Source organism: Microbacterium sp. CIAB417 (assembly GCF_022788845.1).
Genome location: NZ_JAHZUT010000044.1, coordinates 1 through 457, shown reverse-complemented (window position 1 = coordinate 457; position 457 = coordinate 1). Strand labels below are relative to the sequence as shown.

Genomic DNA, 457 nt, shown 5'->3' with positions numbered 1-457 from the left:
CAGACCAAAAAATCTTTCCAGAAACTGACCATGCGGTCGCTTCTCGTATCCAGTATTAGACGCCGTTTCCAGCGCTTATCCCAGAGTCCGGGGCAGGTTGCTCACGTGTTACTCACCCGTTCGCCACTGATCCACAAGAGCAAGCTCCTGCTTCACCGTTCGACTTGCATGTGTTAAGCACGCCGCCAGCGTTCATCCTGAGCCAGGATCAAACTCTCCGTAAAAAAGAAATGCATACACAACCGGGAAAACGATCATGCAGCGAGTTTGAAACTGACCAAAAGAATGAATATCAAACTGACATCCATATAAATTGATCCAAAGGAATCTCACCCTGCCGAAGCAGGAACGAGGTTATTTGGCATTTGACAAGTGCACGCTGTTGAGTTCTCAAGGATCAGACGCTCCCCCGACCCAGCCATCACAACCAGGCCCGAAGGGCAACTTCTCTATCTTA

The 457-nt window shown here is 49.5% G+C and carries 1 rRNA gene; it reads right to left on the bottom strand.

The window, feature by feature from the left end:
- Positions 1-224 (bottom strand): 16S ribosomal RNA (locus KYX17_RS31650); the annotation flags it as partial.
- Positions 225-457: the final 233 nt, after the last annotated feature.